The organism is Streptomyces sp. NPDC040405 (assembly GCF_055595765.1).
In genome coordinates this window covers 337200-359733 of the sequence record NZ_JBVIVI010000005.1, presented here as the reverse complement: position 1 = coordinate 359733, position 22534 = coordinate 337200, and the positions used below count along the sequence as shown (strand labels likewise).

18 protein-coding genes are annotated in these 22534 nt (G+C 71.8%); 4 read left to right on the top strand and 14 right to left on the bottom strand.

The features are described from left to right. Nucleotides 1–87: 87 nt before the first annotated feature. Nucleotides 88–1578, top strand: coding sequence for an FAD-dependent monooxygenase (locus ACZ59A_RS22860; RefSeq protein ID WP_470961138.1), 1491 nt, complete (start codon nucleotides 88–90; stop codon nucleotides 1576–1578). 11 nt (nucleotides 1579–1589) lie between these two features. Here ACZ59A_RS22860 and ACZ59A_RS22855 read toward each other — a convergent pair whose 3' ends face one another. The 5 genes from ACZ59A_RS22855 to ACZ59A_RS22835 form a co-directional block, all read right to left on the bottom strand. Beyond that, a complete protein-coding gene (locus ACZ59A_RS22855) occupies nucleotides 1590–2303 on the bottom strand; it encodes a LuxR C-terminal-related transcriptional regulator (protein ID WP_470961136.1) in 714 nt (237 codons plus the stop codon). Next, nucleotides 2300–3586, bottom strand: a complete 1287-nt coding sequence (locus ACZ59A_RS22850) for a PspC domain-containing protein (RefSeq protein WP_470961134.1) — start codon at nucleotides 3584–3586, stop codon at nucleotides 2300–2302. Before ACZ59A_RS22850 ends, ACZ59A_RS22855 begins: the two co-directional genes overlap by 4 nt. Before the next feature lie 323 nt (nucleotides 3587–3909). After that, nucleotides 3910–4518 carry an HD domain-containing protein gene (locus ACZ59A_RS22845; RefSeq protein ID WP_470961132.1) on the bottom strand — a complete coding sequence of 203 codons (609 nt, stop codon included), beginning with the start codon at nucleotides 4516–4518 and terminating at the stop codon, nucleotides 3910–3912. After that, nucleotides 4515–4733 carry a hypothetical protein gene (locus ACZ59A_RS22840; protein ID WP_470961130.1) on the bottom strand — a complete coding sequence of 73 codons (219 nt, stop codon included), beginning with the start codon at nucleotides 4731–4733 and terminating at the stop codon, nucleotides 4515–4517. Before ACZ59A_RS22840 ends, ACZ59A_RS22845 begins: the two co-directional genes overlap by 4 nt. Beyond that, nucleotides 4730–6046, bottom strand: coding sequence for a PspC domain-containing protein (locus ACZ59A_RS22835; RefSeq protein ID WP_470961128.1), 1317 nt, complete (start codon nucleotides 6044–6046; stop codon nucleotides 4730–4732). The genes ACZ59A_RS22840 and ACZ59A_RS22835 overlap by 4 nt, the downstream gene beginning before the upstream one ends. A gap of 153 nt (nucleotides 6047–6199) precedes the next feature. Here ACZ59A_RS22835 and ACZ59A_RS22830 point away from each other — a divergent pair, with 153 nt between their 5' ends. Further along, nucleotides 6200–7870, top strand: coding sequence for a serine/threonine-protein kinase (locus ACZ59A_RS22830; protein ID WP_470961126.1), 1671 nt, complete (start codon nucleotides 6200–6202; stop codon nucleotides 7868–7870). Nucleotides 7871–7904: 34 nt separating this feature from the next. Here ACZ59A_RS22830 and ACZ59A_RS22825 read toward each other — a convergent pair whose 3' ends face one another. The 5 genes from ACZ59A_RS22825 to guaA form a co-directional block, all read right to left on the bottom strand. Next, nucleotides 7905–8477, bottom strand: coding sequence for a DoxX family protein (locus tag ACZ59A_RS22825; RefSeq protein WP_470961124.1), 573 nt, complete (start codon nucleotides 8475–8477; stop codon nucleotides 7905–7907). Nucleotides 8478–8538: 61 nt separating this feature from the next. Next, nucleotides 8539–9846, bottom strand: a complete 1308-nt coding sequence (locus ACZ59A_RS22820) for a hypothetical protein (RefSeq protein ID WP_470961122.1) — start codon at nucleotides 9844–9846, stop codon at nucleotides 8539–8541. A gap of 91 nt (nucleotides 9847–9937) precedes the next feature. After that, nucleotides 9938–10741 carry a class II aldolase/adducin family protein gene (locus ACZ59A_RS22815; RefSeq protein ID WP_470961120.1) on the bottom strand — a complete coding sequence of 268 codons (804 nt, stop codon included), beginning with the start codon at nucleotides 10739–10741 and terminating at the stop codon, nucleotides 9938–9940. Nucleotides 10742–10816: 75 nt separating this feature from the next. Then, nucleotides 10817–11404 (bottom strand): Uma2 family endonuclease, encoded by a 588-nt coding sequence (locus ACZ59A_RS22810; RefSeq protein ID WP_470961118.1) that lies wholly within the window; start codon nucleotides 11402–11404, stop codon nucleotides 10817–10819. A gap of 129 nt (nucleotides 11405–11533) precedes the next feature. Continuing rightward, nucleotides 11534–13120, bottom strand: a complete 1587-nt coding sequence (guaA, locus tag ACZ59A_RS22805) for a glutamine-hydrolyzing GMP synthase (RefSeq protein ID WP_470961116.1) — start codon at nucleotides 13118–13120, stop codon at nucleotides 11534–11536. A gap of 267 nt (nucleotides 13121–13387) precedes the next feature. Between guaA and ACZ59A_RS22800 the strand changes: the two genes are divergently transcribed. Continuing rightward, nucleotides 13388–13666, top strand: a complete 279-nt coding sequence (locus ACZ59A_RS22800) for a chorismate mutase (RefSeq protein WP_470961114.1) — start codon at nucleotides 13388–13390, stop codon at nucleotides 13664–13666. A 629-nt stretch (nucleotides 13667–14295) separates the two neighbouring features. After that, entirely contained in the window at nucleotides 14296–15321 is a 1026-nt protein-coding gene (locus tag ACZ59A_RS22795) for a PT domain-containing protein (RefSeq protein ID WP_470961112.1), read from the top strand. A 43-nt stretch (nucleotides 15322–15364) separates the two neighbouring features. Here the strand turns inward: ACZ59A_RS22795 and ACZ59A_RS22790 are convergent, their stop codons facing one another. From ACZ59A_RS22790 to ACZ59A_RS22775, 4 genes are all read right to left on the bottom strand, one after another. Beyond that, nucleotides 15365–17206 carry a GMC oxidoreductase gene (locus tag ACZ59A_RS22790; protein ID WP_470961110.1) on the bottom strand — a complete coding sequence of 614 codons (1842 nt, stop codon included), beginning with the start codon at nucleotides 17204–17206 and terminating at the stop codon, nucleotides 15365–15367. A 26-nt stretch (nucleotides 17207–17232) separates the two neighbouring features. Beyond that, nucleotides 17233–18873: a succinic semialdehyde dehydrogenase gene (locus tag ACZ59A_RS22785; RefSeq protein WP_470961108.1), complete on the bottom strand. Its 1641-nt coding sequence runs from the start codon at nucleotides 18871–18873 to the stop codon at nucleotides 17233–17235. A gap of 65 nt (nucleotides 18874–18938) precedes the next feature. Then, entirely contained in the window at nucleotides 18939–20720 is a 1782-nt protein-coding gene (locus ACZ59A_RS22780; protein WP_470961106.1) for a serine/threonine-protein kinase, read from the bottom strand. A gap of 87 nt (nucleotides 20721–20807) precedes the next feature. Further along, nucleotides 20808–22523 (bottom strand): protein kinase domain-containing protein, encoded by a 1716-nt coding sequence (locus ACZ59A_RS22775; RefSeq protein WP_470961104.1) that lies wholly within the window; start codon nucleotides 22521–22523, stop codon nucleotides 20808–20810. Nucleotides 22524–22534 lie beyond the last annotated feature (11 nt).

Below are 22534 nucleotides of genomic sequence, written 5' to 3'. Positions count from 1 at the left end.
CACGTTACCCCACCGAACTGCACTTGGAATAGTTCTGCACTTGGTGTACTTATTTACCGAGTGCAGAAACACGAAGGGGAGCGTGGGATGAACGAGATCGAGACCGACGTCGTGGTCGTGGGGGCCGGGCCGACCGGGCTGACGCTCGCGCACGAACTGGCACTGGCCGGGGTGGGGACCCTGGTGCTGGAGAAGCTGCCCAGCCGCAACCAGCAGACGAAGGGCGGTGCGATCCATGCCCGTACCGCCGAACTGCTGGAGTCGCGCGGGCTGCTGGAAGCGATGCGGAACCGAGCGTTCGACGGTCCTCCGGTCGGCGCGAACTTCGCGCTGTTGCCGGTGCCGCTGGACTGCGGGCCGTGGGACACCCGGCATTTGTCCCCGGTCATGCTCCCGCAGTGGGAGATCGAAGAGGTGCTGGAGGAGCGGGCCACCGCGCTCGGGGCCCGGGTACGGCGCGATGCCGCCGTGACGGCGGTCGAGGCGGACGACGACGGGGTGACCGTCACGGCCGAGGGCGGGCTGCGGGTGCGGGCGCGGTATTTGGTGGCGTGCGACGGGGGACGCAGCACCGTGCGCAAGAAGCTCGGCATGCCCTTCCCGGGGCGGCCCGGAACGTTTCTGGCCGTCCTCGCGGACATCCGGCTGTCGGCGGCATCGCCGCTGGTGCCGCGCGAACGGAGGCACATCAGCGCGCTGACGCACAAGGCGAACGGCTACTGGGCCATGCTCATCCCGCTCGGCGACGACCGCTACCGACTCACCTTCGGGAACGAAGACCCGGCGGCGGAACCCACCCGGGACGCCCCGGTCGGCGAGGACGAGATCACCGCCGCGCTACGGGCCGTGTACGGCGAGGAGACGGTGCTCGGCGGAGTGGACAACGCCTCGCGGTTCTCGGACGCGACCCGGCAGGTCGAGCGGTACCGGGACGGCCGGGTGCTCTTCGCCGGGGACGCCGCGCACATCCACCCACCGCTGGGTGCCCAGGGTCTGAACCTCGGCGTCCAGGACGCGTTCAACCTGGGCTGGAAGCTGGCCGCGACCGTCCAGGGCCGGGCCCCGGCCGGGCTGCTGGACAGCTACCACGCCGAACGGCACCCGGTCGCGGCCAGGGTGCTGCACCACACCGCCGCTCAGCGCGTACTGGCAGACCCGAATCCGAGCGAGGACGTGGCGGCCCTTCGGGACGTTTTCATCGACCTGATGCGGCTACCGGACACCAACCGGTACCTGACGGGACTGATCTCCGGGCTGGCCCTCCACTACGACGTACCCGGTACGCACCCCCTCACCGGGCACCGGGTCCCGGACGCCGAGCTGACCACCCCGGACGGCCCGACCCGGCTGTCGGCCCTCTTCGGCGCGGGCCACGCCGTGCTGCTGGACGTGGCCGGGCTCGTCCCGGACGACGTGACGCTGCCGGGACGAGTCGACCTCGTACGCGCCAAGTGCGCCACCGACCTGGGCGCGGGCGCGCTGCTCCTCCGGCCCGACGGCTACGTCTGCTGGGCGGCGGACGACGCCGAGGCGTCGCACGCGCTGCCTGCCGCCATCGCAGCGCGGCTGGGCGACTGACTCCTCAGACCTCAGACGAGTCGGCGGGCGGTGGCCCAGCGGGTGAGTTCGTGGCGGTTGGAGAGCTGGAGCTTGCGCAGGACCGCCGAGACGTGGCTCTCCACCGTCTTCACCGAGATGAACAGCTGCTTGGCGATCTCCTTGTACGCGTACCCGCGCGCGATCAGGCGCAGCACCTCGCGCTCGCGCTGGGTGAGGCGGTCCATGTCCTCGTCGACGGGTGGAGCGTCGGTGGAGGCGAACGCGTCGAGGACGAAGCCCGCGAGGCGCGGGGAGAACACCGCGTCGCCCTCGGAGACGCGGAAGATCGCGTCGACCAGGTCGGTGCCGGTGATCGTCTTGGTGACGTAGCCGCGGGCGCCGCCGCGGATGACGCCGATGACGTCCTCGGCGGCGTCCGAGACGGACAGGGCGAGGAAGCGCACCGGGCGCTCCGTGGCCGCCATCATCGCGGCGCTGCGGCGCAGCACCTCGACCCCGCCGCCGCCGGGGAGGTGGACGTCGAGCAGCACCACCTCGGGGCGGGTCGCGGTGATCACGGTGACGGCCTGGTCGACGTCGGCCGCCTCGCCGACCACCTCGACGCCGGTACGGGCCGTCTCGCCGATCTCGGCCTGGACGCCCGTACGGAACATCCGGTGGTCGTCGACGAGGACGACGCGGCACCGGCGGGCGTCGTCCGTACCGTTGCCCGTATCACCCATACCGCCCGTTGCCTCGGTCATGTCGTCGCCGCCCTCTCCATCTCCAGCTCCACTACCGTGCCCCCGTCGGGCGCGGACCTCAGCCTGGCCGTGCCGCCGTTGCGCTGCATTCTGCCGATGATCGATTCGCGGACGCCCATGCGGTCGTCCGGTACCGCGTCAAGATCGAAGCCGGGGCCGCGGTCGCGTACGGAGATGAAGACCGTGGCGCCCTCGACTTCGGCGAACACCTGGACCGCCCCGCCGTCGCCACCGTACTTGGCGGCGTTCACCATCGACTCGCGTGCGGCCTGCATCTGGGCGGCCAGTTTCTCGTCCAGCGGGCAGTCGCCGACCACCACGACCTCGATCGGGACGCCGTGGTGGTCCTCGACCTCCGCCGCCGTCGCCTTGACCGCCTCGGCGAGGGTGTCCGGTTCCTCCGCCTCGTCCTTGCCGGTGCCCTCCGGCTTGTACAGCCACGCGCGCAGCTCCCGCTCCTGGGCGCGGGCCAGCCGGGCCACCTCGCGGGGGTCCTCGGCGCTGCGCTGGATCAGGGTGAGGGTGTGCAGTACGGAGTCGTGGACGTGCGCCGCGACCTCCGCCCGCTCCTGGGCGCGGATGCGCATCAGGCGCTCCTCGGAGAGGTCCTGCGTCATCCGGATCACGTACGGGCCCGCCAGCAGCGCGATGCCGACGATCACCGCGAGGGCGGCCTGCAGGACAGCGCCCAGGTGCCGGGCCGAGCCCTGCAGGACGAGGATCCCGGTCACCCCCGCGCCGACCAGCACCACCCCCGCCCCCGCCCGGGCCAGCGGCAGTACCCGCTTGCTGCGGCTCAGCTCCACCCACTGGGCGCGGCGGGCGTTGTCGGCCTGCCGCCAGAACAGGGCGACGCCCGCCCCTACGAGGAGCAGCGGCCAGATGTAGGTGTTGGCGCGGCCCAGCTGGACGCCCTGCACGAAGATGCCCATGCCGATGAAGAGCGCGACGAGGGCGATGATCTGGCCGCGCTCCGGCCTGCGGGCCAGGATCCGGCGGCGTCCGTCGGGGCCCACGGTGGTGAGCGGGCGGGTCGTCGTCTCCCCTACGCCGCCGACGCCGAGGGGGACGATGAACCAGAAGAGCGCGTAGAGGAGGGTGCCGAAGCCCTCCGCCATGATCAGGGCGACGAAGCCGATCCGTACCCAGGCGACCGGCAGCCCCAGATGCCCGGCGAGCCCGCGCGCCACGCCGCCGAGGAGTCGGCCCTCGGCGCTGCGGTAGAGCTTGCGCGGGGGTGGCTCGACGGGGGTGGGGGTGGTCGGGGGTGCGGGGGCGGTCATGCCTCCGATCGTCACACGGGGGCCGGGGTACGGACATCAGGGTCGACCCTGATCGTTCCCGGAGCGGAGCGCGCCGGGGCGCGCGGAGCGGGGCGGGGCGCCTGCGGCGGGCCGATCCCCCACCCCGCCCCTTCCCGAACCCGGGGCTCCGCCCCGGACCCCGACGGGGGCTCCGCCCCCACACCCCCAAGCGGGGCTCCGCCCCACACCCCGCCGGGGCTCCGCCCCTGGGCCCCACAGGGCGCCCCCTTGGAGCCACAGTGGGGGGCTCCGCCCCACACACCCCCGCCGCGGCGGCGCGCCCGCATGGGCCGCCCCCGGCGTCAGGTCTGGGCGTGGCCGTATCGGGCGCCGAGTGGAGACAGGTCCGGTTCGCCGAAGTGGGTGCGCAGGGTGTGGAACTTGGCGACGTTCTGGTCGCCGAAGCGGGACACGTGCTTGGCGTAGGTGTCGAAGGAGACGAAGGCCGGAGGGGTGGTCTTGGTGTGGAACTTGTCCGCGTACATCACCAGCCGCTCCTCGGCCGTTTCCGCCACGTAGTCGGCCGGCGGCAGGGGCAGGTTCTGGTGCTCGACGTCGTGGCGGGTGAGGCCGACGCCCGTGTGGCAGGAGCAGAAGCGGCACAGGCGCTCGGGGAAGCCCTCTTCGCGGAGGATCGCGTGGCCGAGCACGCCGTGGCGGATGTAGTCCTCGACGCGGAGGCGGCCCGTGTGGTCGTAGAGCCGGTAGACGCCGATGTCGTGGAGGAGGGCGCCCGCGCGGACGAGGTCGGCGTCGAGGCGGGAGCGGAGGGCGTGGGGGGCGGCGGACAGCAGTTGCTCGGCGATGCTCCAGACGATCTCGCAGTGGGTGTACACCAGCTCGAACGCCTCACGCGTCGGCGCGTGCTTCTCGTGCAGCGCGCGGATGTCGTCGACCGTCGGAAGGGTCACGCCGAACTCTCCGTTCCCCGGGCCCGCTTCCGACGGGCCAGGTACGTGAGGGTCGACACCGCGCCCGCCACGCACAGGCCCACCACCAGCACCCCAAGCGGCACGAGCGACCGCACGTTCCACTCCCCGGCGGCGTCCAGGCCGTACACCGTCGCCACGCCCAGCACGACGAGGCCCGCCACCAGCCTTCCCGGCTCCACCGGATGCCGCTTCATGAGCGCGTCACCTCCACGTTCCCCAGCCCGATCGACAGCCGCAGCACCAGCGTTCCGCGTGCCGCGCTCGCCCCGCCCTTCGGGTCGAGGGTCACGGTCCGCTCCCGTCCCGGTTCGATGTCGATGTCGTCGGTGCGCTCACCCGGGAGCCGGATGTCGCCGAGGCCCGTCCGTATCGACAGCTTGAGGCGGGCGTCCCGGGGCACGGTGACGGCCAGCTTTCCGGCGCCCACCTCGGCCCGGGTCCGTACGGTCTGGTCTTCCGTCAGACGGAAGTGGTCCAGTTTCAGTTCCCCGACGCCCCCGCCCAGCTCGTACGAGGGCCGTACGGCGGCCGCGGAGGCCGGGGCCCAGGTCTCGCGGGACCAGTCGGTGGTGACCGACCGGGGGAGCGCCGTGGCGGCGGCCAGCATGGCGCAGGTGACGACGGTCATGATCGCGGTGCCCGCGCCCGTCCGCCCGTACCAGCAGCTGACCACCATCCCGGTCCCGAAGACCGCCAGCGCGCTCACGAGGCCGATCTCCAGGCTGGTGCCGAGCGGTTGGGAGTACCAGGACAGCCGGATGCCGGTGGCCGCGGCGACGAGGGCGACCAGGAAGATCCAGCCGCCGATGGAGGACCGGTCGCGGATCCGCCGGGCCCGCTCCGCCCGCGCCCTGGCCCGGTCGTACGGACCCTCGTCCGGCCCCCACAGATACCGCGCGCCCGGCGGCCCCGTCGTGCCGTCCTTGACGATCGGATCCCGCCACCACGACGGCCCCGGGCCGCCCCGCGTCGGCGGGGCCTTCGCCTCCGGGGGCGCGTCCGCGACGGCCTGCGCCGTGGCCGGATCCACCGCGCCGCACCATTCCGCCTGTCGCCGGTGGTGCGACCAATAACCGACACCGGCCACCGCGAGGAACAACATGAACGAGAACGACATGACGCCGCCGTTGTTCAGCATGGACAAAAACAGTCCGCAGCCGACCAGCGCGCACAGCACAGCCGTCAGCGCCGGACCCTCGACACGCCCGGAGAGCAGACGACGCCCCTCATTCTCGTCCTCCCCGTCGAGGGGGACCAGCAGCCAGCAGAAGCCGTACACGATCAGGCCGATCCCGCCCGCGACGGCGAGCACGGACAGGACCACCCGGAAAATCACCGGGTCGACGTCGCAATAGCGGCCGAGACCGCCGCACACCCCTGAGATCATCTTCTGGTCGCGAGCGCGCCGCAGCGGCGCGCTCGCGGAGGGCGGCGGCCGCGTGCCCCGGGGTTCGCCGGAACCGGCCGCGCCCTCGCCTTCGTCCGCCACGGTGGGTGCATCGGTCATGCGTCCATGGTGACAAGACGGTCGTTCCGGCGACATCCGGTGAAACCCTGGGCCTTCCCTGAGATCATCCCCGATGTCGTGGCGACTATCGTGGCGGATCGAACAAGCGCGACATGCGTGAAGCAGGCCGCCGTGGAGCGGGAGGGGAGTGCGGTGTCGGACGTAGGTCGGCTGATTGCCGGACGGTACCGGCTGGCCGAGCAGATCGGCCGCGGCGGCATGGGTACGGTCTGGCGCGCCGAGGACGAACTGCTGGGCCGTCAGGTCGCCGTCAAGCAGCTGCACGTCTCGCCGCACCTCAGCGAGGAAGAACTGACGACGATGCACGAGCGCACCCGCCGCGAGGCGCGGAGCGCGGCCCGCATCACCCACCCCAATGTGGTCGTGGTCCATGACGTCGTGGACGACGAGGGGCTGCCGTGCATCGTGATGGAGTACGTGCCCTCCACGACCCTGGGCGACCTGCTCAAGGAGGGCGGCACGCTCTCCCCCGAGGAGACCGCCCGGGTCGGCCGCGGCATGATCGGCGCCCTGCGCGCCGCCCACGCGGCGGGCGTCCTGCACCGCGACGTCAAGCCCGGCAATGTGCTGCTCGGCACCGACGGCCGGGTCGTGCTCACGGACTTCGGCATCGCCATGGCCACCGGTACGTCCACCCTCACCAAGACCGGCGAGGTCGTCGGCTCCATCGACTACATCGCCCCGGAGCGGGTGCGCGGCCGCAAGCCCGGCCCGGCGTCCGACCTGTGGGCGCTGGGCGCGACGCTCTATCAGGCGGTGGAGGGCCGGGCTCCGTTCCGTAAGCCGACGCCGATCGAGACCGGGTACGCGATCGCCGTGGACCCCCTGGACCCGCCCAGGCGGGCGGGCTCGCTGGCGCCGCTGATCGAAGCGCTGCTGGAGAAGGAGCCGGAGCAGCGGCCGTCGGCGGAGGAGACGGAACGGGCGCTGCGCGGCCCGGCGTCGGAGCCGGAGACGACGGTGTATCCGGTGGAGGACCGTACGGCCACGACCATGGTCCTGACGAAGACCCCGAAGCTGCCCCCGCCCCCCGCTCCGGCCCCGCCCCCGCAGCCACAGCCGCAGGCGCAGCCACAGCCACAGCCACAGCCGGAGACGGGCCGCCGGGCGGTCCCGGAGCCGCAGCGGTCGGACACCACGCCGCAGCGGCCCATCCCGGCCCCCGTGTTCTCCCCCGCCTCGCCGCCTCAGGGCCCCGGCGCCCGCAACAAGGCCCGGTGGGCCGCCATCGGGACGGCGCTGGCGGTCGTGATGGTGGCGGGCGGCGTCTATGTGTGGAAGTCGGACAACGGCAGCCCGACCGTCTCGGACGCGGCCCCCAGCGCCTCCCCCTCGGTCACCCCGTCCCCTGTCCCGGAGGGCTACCACCTGGTCAAGAGCCTCGGGGTGTCCTTCCCGGTGCCCGACGACTGGACGCTGGACTCCGACTCGGAGGGCAAGGTCGACAGCACCCAGGAGGTCCGCTACCTCGACTCCACCAAGATGGCCCGCCTGTCGATCAACGTCCTGGACTTCGCGGCCAAGGACCAGGTCGATCACTTCGAGGACGTCGAGACCGCCCTGAAGGGCGAGGTCCTCGCGTACGACCGGACCCGCTTGCAGGAGACCACCTTCCGCGGCATACCCGCGGCGATCTGGGAGTTCCGGTTCCAGGGCCGCGCCCGCTGGTTCCGGGCGATCGACCTGGGGTTCGGCAACGAGGGCGACAAGGAGTACGCGATCTATCTCAGCGCGCCGGAAGACCAGTGGAGCAAGTACCGCCCGGTCTTCGACAAGGTCCGCGACGGCATCCGGCTCCCCTGATCTCCCGCACCCCCTAGGGGGTGTCCGTCAGGTTTCAGGTGAAGAGCTGTGAGTTCTGGCGGCGGCGGTGCTTGGACCAGACCGTGTCCAGGGACAGGTAGGGGGCACCGGCGAGCATCAGGGGAAGCCAGGCCATCAGGTAGGCCAGGTCGTTCCCGTAGTAGTACGGCTCCGTCTGCCAGCTCACCGTCAGCCACAGGCTCAGCGAGATCAGCGCGCCGCCGAGAGCCGCCAGACGGGAGAGAAGGCCGAACAGGGTGCCGAGGCCGACGGCCAGCTCCCCGAAGGCGATGACATAGCCGAAGGTGCTCGGCGCGTTCAGGGCCTGGTCGACCAGCCAGGGCACGGCCGAGGTGTCGCGCACCTGGCTCATCAGCTGGCCGATCGAGCCCGCGCCGCTGTCGGCCAGGAACGCCGAATCGGTGAGCTTGTCGATCCCGGCGTACACGAACGTGACACCCAGGAAGATCCGCAGCGGCAGCAGCGCATAGCGCGCCGCCATCTCCCGCACCCCGCCCGTCGGCGGGCCGCCTATGCCGCTCACCACGTTCACACTGCCCGCGTCGCCCGCGGGGCCCCCTCCGACCGTTCGGTCCGCATGCCTCATGACGCCCGCCTCTCCCATTGCGCAGTCATCAAAACCATACGGAGGGAAGAGGGATTCTTACTCAGTCCAGCACGTCGATCTGGTAGCGGTTCGTCTCCGCCCCCGACGCCGTCACCACCTGCACATCCACCCGGCCCGGCTCCACGTCCACCGGCACCGGGACGGTCAGCGCCGTATCGGTCGGGTTGCTGAAGCCGCCCGCCACCGGCACCAGCGGTACGTGGACGTGGACGGCGCCGATACGGACGACCATCCGGGCCAGCCGGTCGGGGTCCTGCGCGCCCGGGGGCACGAAGCCGTTGCCGCGGATCTCGATGTCGTCGCCGGTACGGATCGGGGCGTCGCGGTCGATGCCGCCCTCCTCGGGGCGGACCCGCACGACGGACAGGACGGTCGGGCGACCGCCCTCCGCGTACTTGCCGGTCAGGTACATGAGCACGGAGACGACGGCGAGCAGCACCAGCCCCCAGGGCAGCTCCGGCAGCCGCCACGGTTCGCGGGCGAGGCGGACGGCGGCGAAGGCGAGGGCGACCGCGTGGACGACGACGTACTGGGCGTCGGCGAAGCTGCCGCGGCCCGCGTCGTCGGTGAGGAGGTCGGCTGCGCGCGGGCGCACCGCGCGGACCTTCTGGAGCCGCTGCGCCCGCACCCGGGCCGCGACGACGAGCCGGGCGAGCACCGCGGCGACACAGGTCAGCGCGGTGACCGTGAGCAGCCCGGCGGCGTGGCCGAGGGACAGGCCCCCGGCGATCCGGTCCCGGTCGCCGGGGGCGACGGCCAGTTCGACGGCCAGGACGAGCACCGAGAAGACGGCGAACAGCAGCCAGCCGGCGGCGAGGGAGCGGGAGGTGGACATCCGGTTGTCCTCGCCGACGAGCGGCGCGAGCGGGCCGCCGTTGGCGTAGTGCAGCCGGGCGGTGAGGGTCAGCAGCGCGCCGGTGACGAGGGCGGCGGCGAGCCCGGCGGTGCGGGCGACCGACCAGCCGCTGCCGAGCGCCGTCGCCAACTGCCCGATCAGCAGCGCCCCGACCGCGCCCCAGACCACCAGCAGGGTCCGCCGCCACACCGCGTCGCGCCATGCGGTGCTCTCGGCGTGGCCGCTGTCGGAGACCGTACGGGCCGCGTGGGCGAGTTCGTCGGAGACCCACTGCCGGGACGCCCCCGCGGAGTGCGCGAGCGCCGCTGGAAGGCCCTCTCCGGCCGCGAAACGCTCCCGCATGGCCACGAACGCGGCCACCGCCCGCCGGTGGCCCTCACGGGCGCCCTGAGGGCACTCACAGCCCGCCGGGCCGTGGTCCGCGTGCCCATGGCCGTGGGGGCCGTTCGCCGCCTTCGCCTTCGCCTTCGTGGCGTCTTTCGTCGTGTCCACCGCCACGAGGTCTCACCGCTCCGTCGTTCACTCGTTCTGTACGCCCAACTGACATGTGTAGAGGGAGGATTGTGCCGCACCGCGAGGGGTCTCAGTTGAGCAGGTCGGGCTCACCGCGGGTGATCTGCAGGTACAGAGGTTGATAGTTGATCCACGCCACAAGATCGCTTCCGAGCTGCTCACGGGTCCGCACGGCGCTCTCGTGATCGATGAGAACCGGCTTCCCGGCCGCCTTCGCCGCCAGCTGCGTCTGGCACGCGCGCTCCATCGTGAGGAACCACCAGGCGGCCGCGTCGACCGAGTCGCCGACCGTCAGCAGACCGCGATTGCGCAGGATGAGGGCCTTGTACGCGCCGAGCGCGGACGCGATCCCGCGCCCCTCCTCCTCGTCCACGACGATGCCGGTGCTGCTGTCGTAGAGCCCATGGTCCTCGAAGAAGGCGCACACGTCCTGGGTGATCGGCTCCAGCAGCTCACCGAGCGTGGACAGGGTCCGGCCGTGGACGGAACGGGTGTGGGCGACCGCCACCACATCCGGCCGGGCTCGATGCACGGACGAGTGAACGACGAAGGCCGCCTGGTTGACGTGGTAGCGCCCGTCGACCACCTGGCCCGCCTCGTTGACGAGGATCAGGTCGCTCACGGTGACGTGGGCGAAGGGCATGCCGAAGGGGTTCACCCAGAAGTGGTCGGTCAGCTCCGGGTCGCGCACGGTGATGTGCCCCGCGACGCCCTCCTCGTACCCGTACCGCCCGAAGAGGCGCAGCGCCGCCGCCAGCCGCTCCTTGCGATACCGCCGCTCGTCGGCCAGGGAGGCGTGGGTGGGCGGCATCGTGATGTGCAGCTGATCGGTCGGTATCGGCTCGGGGTTCGGCCGCGGTATCGGCATCGTCATCGGCAGCTCCGCTCCTCTGGGGTGCTGGAGCGGAAGCTACCTCCGGGTATCGCAGGAGGCCAGGGGCGGGGCCTCTTACAGCTGGTCGATCTCGGTGAGGTCGATGTCGATCGTGAAGGGGACGGTCAGCTTGAGCTGGTTGTGGTGGATACCGGTAAGGCCGTAGGAGCCTGTGGCCTCGTCCAGCTCAAAGACGTGGACGACCGGATATCCGTCCTCGCCCTGCTCCACCCGCCAGAAGTGTCGGATACCTGCCTCGGCATAGAGCTGCGGCTTGCGCTTGCGGTCCCGCACCGCCGACTCCGGGGAGACCACCTCCACCACCAGCTCGACATCCTTCACCTCGTAACGCGACTCCTCCGGACCGATCACGGCCTCGGCCCTAATCACGAAGAGGTCCGGCTCGGGTGCCTGGCGCTTGTTGATGACCACATTCATTTCCCGCCGGATCCGCCGGTCGCCGGGCACTGTCCCCCGCAGGCCGAACAGCAGCACTTCGATCACCAGGGCGTGAAAACTCCGCTGCGGACTCACGAAAACCAGGCTCCCGTCGATCAACTCTGTGTGCGGCGGGAGATCAGGCAGACTGAACAAATCGTCCACGGTGTAGCCATCCAGCGGCGGCACAGGCCACGGGGTGGTGTGCAGCGGCTCAGCGGTCATGGTTCCTCCCATGGACGGGATTCTTGGCCGTGGGGCCAGCGTACCGAGCACGAACGCCGATGCCGCCACCCAAACGAATGAGCGACGGCAGCGGCGTTTGACGATCAGATGATGATCAGGAGCGGGCGGTCACTCCCACTCGATAGTGCCGGGCGGCTTGCTGGTGATGTCCAGAACCACCCGGTTGACCTCGTCCACCTCGTTGGTGATGCGGGTCGAGATCCGCGACAGCACGTCGTACGGCAGGCGCGACCAGTCGGCCGTCATGGCGTCCTCGGAGGAGACCGGGCGCAGCACGATGGGGTGGCCGTAGGTGCGGCCGTCGCCCTGGACGCCGACCGAGCGGACGTCGGCGAGCAGGACCACCGGGCACTGCCAGATCTCGCGGTCCAGACCAGCGGCGGTCAGCTCCTCGCGGGCGATGGCGTCGGCCTCGCGGAGCAGGTCCAGGCGGTCCTTGGTGACCTCGCCGATGATGCGGATGCCGAGGCCGGGGCCCGGGAAGGGCTGGCGGTGGACGATGTCGTCCGGGAGGCCCAGCTCCTGGCCGACGTTGCGCACCTCGTCCTTGAAGAGCCGGCGCAGCGGCTCGACCAGCTGGAACTCGATGTCGTCGGGGAGCCCGCCCACGTTGTGGTGGGACTTGATGTTGGCGGTACCGCTGCCGCCGCCGGACTCCACCACGTCCGGGTACAGGGTGCCCTGGACCAGGAACTCCACGGCCTCACCGGCCGCGCCCGCCTCGGCGACCAGCTCGGCCTGGGCCTGCTCGAAGACCCGGATGAACTCCCGGCCGATGATCTTCCGCTTCTCCTCGGGGTCGGACACCCCGGCGAGCGCGTCGAGGAAGCGCTGCTCGGCCTCGACCACCTTCAGCTGCACACCGGTGGCCGCCACGAAGTCCTTCTCGACCTGCTCGGACTCACCCTTGCGCATCAGCCCGTGGTCGACGTACACGCAGGTGAGCTGATCGCCGATGGCCTTCTGGACGAGGGCGGCGGCGACGGCGGAGTCCACCCCGCCCGACAGCCCGCAGATCGCGCGCTTGGTGCCGACCTGCTCGCGGATGGCCGCCACGGACTCCTCCACCACATTGGAGGTGGTCCAGTTGGGCTCCAGCCCCGCGCCCCGGTACAGGAAGTGCTCCAGCACCTGCTGACCGTGGGTGGAGTGCATCACCTCGGGGTGGTGCTGTACGCCGTACAGCTTGCGCTCGTCGCATTCGAACGCCGCGACCGGCACCTGCCCGGTGGAGGCGGTGACGGTGAAGCCCTCGGGCGCGGCCGAGCAGGCGTCGCCGTGCGACATCCACACCTGCTGCTGCTCGGGGGTGCCCGCGAAGAGCGTCGAGCCCGGCTTGGTCACGTTCAGATCGGTGCGCCCGTACTCGCGCGCCCCGTTGTTGTCGACGGTGCCGCCGAGCGTGACGGCCATCAGCTGGAAGCCGTAGCACATGCCGAAGACGGGGACCCCGGCCTCGAAGATCGCACGGTCGAGCCTGGGTGCTCCCTCGGCGTAGACCGACGACGGTCCGCCGGAGAGGATGATCGCCTTCGGGTTCTTGGCGAGCATCTCGGCCACCGGCATGGTGGACGGGACGATCTCGCTGTAGACCCGGGCCTCTCGGACCCGTCGGGCGATGAGCTGGGCGTACTGCGCGCCGAAGTCGACGACCAGAACGGTGTCGGGGGCGGCAGCAGGGGACGCTGATGGCACTTCGGCGGCCTTCCGGCGGTGGAACTGGAGGGTTGGACTTTCGATTCTAACCAGCCCATAATCAGCCTCATGTCCATGCGCATGACCTTCGTCTTTATCTATGGCACCGGCCCGTCCGGCTGCCATGGTCGTGCTGCTTGAGCTACTGACAAGCGACTTCCCAGGCGCCCCGGGCCGGTCAAGGCCCGGGGCGCTGTTGCGTATCTCTTCGGGTCGCCGCCGGTTCCGGGCTCCTCTCATCGACAGAAGAGACCAGGAGATACGGATATGAGCACCACCCCCTCTGATACGACCGGTACCGACACCGCCGCCGTGATCGGTTCCGCGCGCGAGCGGATCGACGCCCTCGACGGGCAGATCCTCGACCTCGTACGGGAACGGATGGCGGTCTCGGCCTCCGTCCAGGAGGCGCGGATGGCGTCGGGCGGGCGGCGGGTGCACCTCTCCCGCGAGATGGAGATCCTCGACCGCTACCGCCGGACGCTCGGCAAGCCCGGTACGGCCCTCGCCATGACGCTGCTGGAGCTGTGCCGCGGCCGGGCCTGACCCGGCGGGGGCGGCCGCCATCACCCGTACGGCGGGTGACCGGCCCGCGAACGGGCTCGTTGAGCCCGGTGCCGCGTCGGCGAGGTGACCGGTCGGCAGGGGACAGCAGCCCGGTCACCATCCATAGGGCGGTCGGTCCCGGGGACGCCTGGGACCGACCGTATCCAGTCGAAACGGTTGCGCCCGGAGCGCCGCATCCAGCACGATGCAGTGAGGGAAAACACCCCGGGTCAGCACCCGTCATTGGTCCGACCACGGCCTGATCACGAGTTCGGCCGCGCGGGCGTACGCCCCTGACGCACCTTCCTCCTCCCCCCATCGAATTTCCTGCTTTCCCCGGTTTTCCGCCTTCCCAGCCCCGAGCCCGCGGCGCAACCCCCCGGCGCCGCCCCCTCAGCACCGGCGCTGCCCTGACGCCGGTGCTGACCGCCTAGGGCCCCGGGACATCCGACCCGCTCGGACGTCCCGGGGCCCTACGCCTGTTCCGGCTGATGCGTCTGTGGGTTCTGTGACCATTCTGTGAGCAACTGTGAAGGCAACCTTTCGGCCACCGGGTTGGTCATGTACGTGCAAACCGAACGCACGGCCATTCCGCGCCCCACCGCGACGGCCTTCCAGAAGAGGTCTTCATGAAGATTCGCCGCACACTGGTGGCCGCCGTAGCGACGGCCGCCATAGCTCCTGCCGCACTGCTCGCCGCGCCCGCCGCCTTCGCCGAGTCGGACCCGTCGCCCAGCCCGTCGGTCACCGAGCCGGGCGATGGCGGCGACCCGAGCGAGGAGCCGTCGATCCCGCCGACGTCGGAGCCGACCGACGAGCCCACGGCCGGGCCCACCGATGAGCCCACGGACGAGCCGACGGACGAGCCGACCGATGAGCCCACGGACGAGCCCACCGACGAGCCGACGGACGAGCCGACCGGTGAGCCCACCGACGAGCCGACCACCGGCCCCACGGCCGAGCCGACGGACGTACCGACCGACCCGACCTGCGAGGAGGCGTCCGAGGAGGCCGCCGTCACCACCGAGCTGCGCGGGCTGCCCAGCAAGGTCGTGGCCGGGTCGGGCTGGGTGCCGTTCACGTTCCGGACGACCAACACCTCCGACAAGGCGATGAAGTCGGTGGACGCGTACGTGCAGATGTACGCCATCAGCAAGGACGAGCTGGAGGACGTCTCGAAGCTCCTCACCGTGCAGTCGTACGACGAGGACAGCGGCAGCTGGAAGGCCATCAGCGACGAGGCGGGCTACTTCGCCTCGATCGGCGAGCTGAAGCCCGGTGAGTACGCCGACGCCAAGCTGCGGCTGAAGGTCGACGCCAAGACGCCGGGCAGCTACGGGTTCGGCTTCGCGATCGGCGCGTACCACAACGAGGACGACGTCTGCGGCTACTCCGAGGCCACGGAGTACGACTTCGACGTGCTGGTCGCGGGCAGCAAGCCGGGGCCGATCGACGACGCCAAGCCGAAGCCGGGCGACAAGGGCAACCGGCCCGTGCCGCAGAGTGGGGCCGAGCTGAGCGAGGTGCCGGTGTCCGGGAAGCTCGCCGAGACCGGGTCTTCCTCCGCGCTGCCGATGATCGGGCTTATCGGTGGCGTTGCGATGGCCGTGGGTGGCGGGGCTGTGTTCGTTGTGCGGCGGCGTCACTCGGCCTGAGCCCAGGCCGTACGCCGTAGGGTCACCCTCTTGCGGGGTGGCCCTACGGGGTTTCGTTGTCGGGTGCGGGCCGGTGGGTGGGTTGTGCCCACCCGTCCCGCCCCGCGGGACGATTGCCCACAACAGTAGTGAGGGCGGCGAACGCCGTTCTTGGGACTGCGGGGGTTGTCGGGTACACCGGGGGGACTCGGGTGTACGGCTCGTTCGGGGACGGGCGGGGGTCCTCTTCTCCCTTGTTGGGCCATAGGGACATCGCCCGTTCCGCCTGTGCCGTGATGGTCAGGGACGGGTTGACGCCCAGGTTGGCCGAGACGGCGGAGCCGTCCACCACCAGGATCCCCGGGTGGCCGTACAGCCGGTGGTACGGGTCGATCACGCCCTCCTCCGCCGACGCCCCGATCGGGCAGCCGCCCAGGAAGTGGGCGGTCAGCGGGGTGCCCATCAGCTCGCCGACGTTGCTCCCCGCGAAGCCGTTGATCGACTCGGCGAGATGGCGGGCCGCCGCCGCGCCCTCGGGGATGTGGTCCGGGTTGGGCGTGCCGTGGCCCTGGCGGGCGGTCAGCAGGCCCTTGCCCGGGCCCTTCGGCTTGCGGTACGTGGTCAGCGAGTTGTCGTGGGTCTGCATGACCAGGCCGATGATGGTGCGCTCGGACCAGCGCCGGTTGGACAGGGAGCGCGCGGCCAGCGTCGGATGGCGGAGGTTGGCCGCGAGGAAGCGCAGCCAGCGCGGGCCGCGGCCCTCCGGGATCTGGAGGATGGACATCATGCCCATCGCGTTGGATCCCTTGCCGTAGCGGACGGGCTCGATGTGGGTGTTCTCGTCCGGGTGGATGGACGAGGTGATCGCGACGCCGCGGCTGAAGTCGGGGCGCTCCCCGCGCCGGGCGCGGTGGCGGCGGTCGGTGGTCTGGGCGCCGACCAGGGCCTCGGAGTTGGTGCGGGTGAGCATTCCGAGCCGGTCCGACAGCCGCGGCAGCAGGCCCCGGTCGCGCATGGTGTGCAGCAGGGTCTGGGTGCCGTACGTACCGGCGGCGAGGATCACGTACCGCGCGCGCAGCGTCTTCGGTTTGCCCTTGCGGCGGTTCGCGGTCGGGACGGTGCTGACGCGGTGGCCGCCGTCCGGGTCGTCGCACACGGCGACCACGGTCGTCATGGGGTGGACGACGGCACCGGTCCGCTCGGCGAGGTAGAGGTAGTTCTCGTTGAGGGTGTTCTTGGCGCCGCGGCGGCAGCCGGTCATGCACTCCCCGCACTGGGTGCACGCCCGGCGGGCCGGGCCCGCGCCGCCGAAGTACGGGTCCGGGGCCGCCTCCCCCGGCGCGGCCTTCGCCGAGCCGTCGGAGTCCTCGCCGTCCCCGAAGAAGACGCCGACGGGCGCCATGTGGAACGTGTCCCCCACGCCCATCTTCTCGGCGGCCGCCTTGAGATGGACGTCGGAGGGGGTCATGGTCCGGTTGAGCCGGGCGCCGAGCATCCGCCGCGCCTGGTCGTAGTACGGCTCCAGCTCCTCCTGCCAGTCGGTGATGCGGCCCCACTGCGGGTCCCGGAAGAACGGCTCGGGCGGTACGTACAGGGTGTTGGCGTAGTTGAGCGAACCGCCCCCGACCCCGGCGCCCGCCAGCACCATCACCTTGCCGAGGAGATGGATGCGCTGGATGCCGAAGAGGCCGAGGGCCGGGGCCCAGAGGTAGTTGCGGAGGTCCCAGGAGTTCTTGGGCAGGGTCTCGGGCGTGAAGCGGCGGCCCGCCTCCAGGACGCCGACCCGGTAGCCCTTCTCGGTCAGCCGGAGGGCCGAGACGGCTCCGCCGAAGCCCGACCCGACGACGAGCACGTCGTAGTCGTACGCGTCGTCAGGCGTGTTGTCGGTGCGCTTGTCCCCTGTCACGGGTACCTCCCGTCGATGCGTACCGGTCAGCGCAGCCGCAGGGCCTTCATGGCGCGCAGGCTGCGGCTCATGAAGTCCGCGTATTTCTCGTCCGTCAGGCCGAAGGACGGGCCGAGCGGCATCACCCGCTGCTGGGCGACCGTCTGCGCCTCGGTGTACTTGAGGATGCCCTCCGAGCCATGGCGGCGGCCGAGTCCGGAGTCGCCCATGCCGCCCATCGGGGAGGCGACGCTGCCGTACGCGGCGGCGTACGCCTCGTTGACGTTGACGGTGCCCGCGCGCAGCCGGGCCGCGACCCCGCGTCCCCGGCGGCCGTCCTTGGACCAGACGCTGGCGTTCAGGCCGTACGGGGTGGCGTTGGCGCGCTCGATCGCCTCGTCCTCGTCGGTGAAGCGGTAGACGGACACCACCGGGCCGAAGGTCTCCTCGGTGCATACCGCCATCGGCGCCTCCACGCCGTCGAGGATCGTCGGCTCGTAGAAGTACGGGCCGATGTCCGGGCGGGGGCGGCCGCCCGCGACGACCGTGGCGCCCTTGGAGACGGCCTCCTCCACATGGCGGGTGACGGTCTCCAGCTGGCGTGCGGAGACGAGGGAGCCCATCTCGGCGCCGTACGCGAGGGCCGAGCCGAGCCGCATGGCCTTCGTACGGGCCGCGAACCGCTCCAGGAAGTCGTCCGCGACCGACTCGTGGACGTACAGCCGCTCGATGGAGATGCACAGCTGCCCCGCGGAGGCGAAGCACGCGCGGACCGCGCCCTCGGCAGTCCGGTCGAGGTCGGCGTCGCGCAGCACCAGCATGGCGTTCTTGCCGCCGAGTTCGAGCGAGCAGCCCACCAGGCGGGCGGCGGCGGCCTGGGCCACGCCGCGGCCGGTGGCGGTGGAGCCGGTGAACGACACGTAGTCGGCGTGCTCGACCACGGCCGGGCCGACGACCGGGCCGTCCCCGACGACGATCTGCCACACGCCGGGAGGCATTCCGGCCTCCAGCATCAGTTCACGCGCCCACAGGGCGGTCAGCACGGTCTCGGTGTCCGGCTTCATGACGACCGCGTTGCCCGCGACGAAGGCGGGTATCGCGTCCCCGACCGACAGCTCCAGCGGGTAGTTCCACGGCACGATCTGGCCGACGACACCGCGCGGCTGGCGCAGTTCGGTGACCTTGGTGAGCGTGGGGACGACGCCCAGGTGGGACTTGGGGCGCAGATAGGCGGGCGCCTTGCGGCCGTAATGGCGGGCGGCCAGGACGACGCCCTGGATCTCCTCATGGGCGTGCAGCCGGGTCTTGCCGGTCTCCAGCTGGATGAGGTCCAGCACCTCCGACTGGCGGCGCAGCAGCAGGTCGTGGAAGCGCAGGAAGACCGCGGCGCGGGTGCGCACGGGCGTGGCGGCCCACGCCCGCTGGGCCGCGCGGGCCTGCTCGAAGGCGGTGGCGACGTCCTCGGGGGTGGACTCGGGCAGCCCGGAGGCCAGGACCTCCCCGGTGAACGGGGTGTGGTTGACGGTGCTGCCACTGCCCACGATGGACCGGGCGAGCCGGGCGACCAGCTCGGGGGTGACGACGTCGGCGGCGGTCCGGGCGCCCTTGGCGGCGACCGGGTTTCCGTCGGCGGGTGCCGGTGGCGCCGTTGTGGCCTGGTCCTGTGCGCTGTCCTGCGAGTCGGTCATGGGGGCGAGGGTAGGCCCCGGCCGGGCGGTTTGGGTACCCGGCGGTAACTATTTGTGGCTACCGCTCAGATGCCCTCGATCTTCAGGTTCTTCACGACGTCCTCGTACAGCGCGTCCCCGGTCACCCGGGCGTCGCCCCTGGCGGGCATCGTCACGGTCAGCTGCCAGGCGACGTGATCGTCGCTGACGTAGACGTGATCGCGGTTCAGATAGAGGATGCGGTTGTCGTCGCTGGTGGTGCCGGGCTTGTAGTAGGTGGTGTTCAGGTCCGTCGCGGGTTCGCCCTGCTGCCGCGTCTCCTTCGGCTTCTCGCTGCTCGCCTCGTCCATCGTCGACAGGGCGCCGCTCTTGTAGTTCGCGACGATCTGCCCGGCCAGGCCCGCGGTGTTCGTGATCTTCCGCTCCGAGTCGGAGACCAGCTTGGTCAGGGTGATGGTGTAGACGCCGCCGGGGTCGCCGAAGGTGACGCTCGGCGCGCTCACGTCGCTGTCGTCCTGTATCCGCTTGTACGCGCTCGGCACCGCCAGCGAGGCGGCCACCACATCGCGCTCCTCGCGGACCGTCCAGCCGGACGGCAACGGGTCCTCGCTCGCGAACGGCTGGGTGAAGACCAGCACGAGCACGGACGCGATCACCACGAGGACGGCGCCCAGTCCGAACTGCGCCTTGCGGTTCTTGTGGAGGATCGGCGGGACGAACCGGCTGCCGCCCTGGGCGGCGTCGCTCCGCCGCGCCGGGCCGCCGTATCCGCCGCCCGCCGTGAGCACCGTCGGAAGCGGCTGCGGCGCCGGCCGTACGACCGACTCCAGCGCCTCCCGCGTCTCGGCCGCCGACGGGCGCATGGCCGGGTCCTTGAGGAGCAGTCGCATGGTGATGGAGCCGAGCGCGTCCGGGCCCCGCGCGGGCCGCTGCGGTTCGGCCGACAGCACGGCCTGGAGGGTCGCGGGGGTGTGCGAGCGGCGGAACGGGGACATGCCCTCGACCGCCGCGTACAGCACGACGCCCAGCGACCACAGGTCCGACGCCGGGCCCGGCCGCTGCCCGAGCACCCGCTCGGGCGAGATGAATTCGGGCGAGCCGACGAAGCCGCCGGTCTCGGTCAGCCCCTGTTCGCCCTCGACCTGCGCGATGCCGAAGTCGGTGAGGACCACCCGGTCGCCCCGGCCGAGCAGCACGTTGTCCGGCTTGACGTCCCGGTGCAGCACGCCCGCGGCATGCGCGGCCGACAGCGCGCCCAGCACGGCCAGCCCGATCCGGGCCGCCTCGCGCGGATCCAGCGTGCCCTCGGCCAGCCGGTCGGCCAGCGACTCGCCGCGCACCAGCTCCATCACGATCCAGGGGCGGCCGTCCTCGACCACCACGTCATGGACGGTGACGACGGAGGGGTGGTCGATCCGGGCCGCGGCGCGCGCCTCGCGCTCCATCCGCTGGTAGACCGTCTGCCGCTCGCGGTCCGGCAGCTGCTCGGGAACGCGCGGCTCCTTGACCGCCACCTCGCGGTCCACGATCTGGTCGTGCGCCTTCCAGACGGTGCCCATGCCGCCGTGGCCGAGCCGCCCGAGGAGCCGGTAGCGGCCGCCTATGAGCCGCCCCGAGTCGGGGCCGTTCCCGGCGTCCGGGCCGTGCTGCGCGCCGGGGGCCGCCGCGCGCGGGTCGCGGGGGTCCGCGGGGCGCTGCCCGGAAGCCTGCGTGGGCTCGTACGCACCGGGCCCCGCCTGGCGCGGCGGCGCGGGCGGCACGGCCTGCCGCGGCGGTGCCTGTGCTGGCGGTGCCTGTGGTGGTGCCTGCTGCGGCGGCCGCAGATCGTAGCTGCTGGGCTCGTTCGCCCGTCCCCCGTCGTTCGTCATGCGCAAATCATTACCCGGTCGGCAGTGAACACCGCCACCCGCGGTGGGCTGCGGGGACGGCTCGTGACAAAGCCGTTGCGACCGGGGTCAGCCCGTTGCGCCGGTCCGGGCGAAGGTGGCGACGGCCGTATCGAAGTACCGTTTCCCCTCGACCTTCTTCTCGACCGGGACGGAAAGCCACAGGTCGTACATCTTGCCGCCCTCGTTCCAGCTCAGATCGAAGGTCTGCCGCGAGCCGCCGTCATCGGCCGAACCGTCCCAGACGAACGCCCACAGCGCGGCCGGGTGCCCGTTCTGCGTGGTCTCGATGACCTGCCCGTTGCGGTACCCCTTGTAGTCGCCCGGCCCCTTGGCGTCCGCCTCCCGGCTCACCGCCAGCGGGCCCCTCGGGTCCGGCTCCTGGGGGTGGACGCCGATGCGGAACTCCAGGCCGGGCGAGTTGTAGTAGACCCGGGGCGACTTGTCCTCGCGGGCGAAGCCCTTCGGCACGGCGAGCGAGAACCCGGCCGGGTCGTGGACCCGCTCGTACCCCTCGGGCACCGCGCCCGACGGGCCCGCGCCCGGGTCGGGGGACGTGGACGCCGTCGCGCCCTCGGACGCCTTCGGGGAGGCCGTACGGTCGGAGGCGTCCTCGGCCGGTTCCGCGTCCTTGCCCGCGTCCTTGCCGGTGTCCTTGCCCGCGTCCTTGCCGGTGTCCTTCTCCGCGACCCGGGCCGCGCCGCGGTCACCGGCCGTCGTGCTCTTGTCGCCGTCGTCCAGCAGCGCCATCGTGCCCGCGCCGAGCCCGGCGAGGGCGACGACCGCGGCGACGGCGATCAGCACCGTACGGCGCCTGGGGGCGCGGCGCCCCGCCGGGACGGGGGCGGTCGAGGCGAGCGGCGTTCCCACTGGGGATCCGGCCGGGGTGCCCGCCGGGGTTCCGGGCAGCGCGTTCGACTGCGTCGGGGTGCGCTGCGCGGAGAACCCCGAGGTGTCCCCCGCGCCGAGGTACGTGCGCAGCATCCGGCTCGCCTCGTCCGCGGTGAGCCGGGTGTCCGTGTCGCGCCGCAACAGCCCCTCGATGAGCGGCCGCAGCGGCCCGGCGGCCTCCGGTACGTGGATCTCGTCGTAGACGACGGCGTGCAGCACCGCCGCCACGGACTCCCGGTGGAACGGCGACACGCCGCTCACCAGCGTGCACAGCAGCACGCCGAGCGACCACAGATCCGACTCGGGCCCGGTACGGCGCCCCGACATCCGCTCCGGCGCCGTGTACTCCGGCGAGCCCACGAACGCACCGGCCTCGGTGAGCGTGGTGGCCCCGTCGACCTGGGCGATCCCGAAGTCCGTCAGCACGACCCGCCCGGTGCCCGCCTCGATGAGCACGTTCGCCGGTTTGATGTCCCGGTGCAGCACCCCGCGCGCGTGGGCCACCCGCAACGCGTCCAGCAGCGCCGCCGCCACCCGGCCCGCCTCATGCGGCCCGAGCGGGCCCTGCGCGCCCAGCCGGTCGGCGAGCGAGGAGCCGTCGACCAGCTCCATGACGATCCACGGGTGGTCGTCCTGCTCCACGACGTCGTGGAGGACGATCACGTTGGGGTGCTTGATCTGCGCGACCGTACGGGCCTCACGCAGCGCGCGCTCCCCACGCAGCCGGTCGTCGGGCCCGAAGCCCTCGTCCACGTGGAGTTCCTTGACCGCGACATCGCGGCCCAGCAGTTCGTCAACGGCCCGCCAGACCGTGCCCATGCCACCGCGGCCGAGCCGTGAGACCAGCCGATAACGCCCGGCCAGCAGGCCGGTATTTCCCCCGGAGTTACCCATGGCCTCATCTT